Source organism: Lactiplantibacillus sp. ME-2 (genome assembly GCF_022549155.1).
Classification (GTDB): Bacteria; Bacillota; Bacilli; order Lactobacillales; family Lactobacillaceae; genus Lactiplantibacillus; species Lactiplantibacillus plantarum.
In genome coordinates, this window is sequence record NZ_JAKZEQ010000138.1 from 1 (window position 1) to 365 (window position 365).

Below are 365 nucleotides of genomic sequence, written 5' to 3' on the forward strand. Positions count from 1 at the left end.
AACAAAAATCAGAACTAAAAAATAAACTAAATGATATACACCATGAAATCAGTAAGCGAACTCAAAAACAGCTGCAAGCATTTGCTGAACAGAATCCGGAGGTCAAACAACCCGAATCCGAACTTGATCAAAGTCTAAAACGTTAGCCAGTTTTTAAAGGTCATGCTATAATGTAATAGAAAAGGGAAGCCTTGCGCTAACAAGACTTCCCATGCAAGCCGCTTCAAAGGCGGTGGCAGAAATTTAATAAACGATTTTAGCTCGTCCTGTGACCTCTACCAAAGTTACACAGGGCGGCTTTTTTTATTTGTGGATTGAAGTCAATATTTGAGACAGATTTTAAGAGACATTCAGAACCGCGTTTA

At 38.4% G+C, this 365-nt stretch carries 1 pseudogene; it reads left to right on the forward strand.

What is annotated here, in order from left to right:
* Positions 1-146 (forward strand): annotated as a pseudogene (locus MMY95_RS15705) (LtrC-like protein); the annotation flags it as partial.
* Positions 147-365 lie beyond the last annotated feature (219 nt).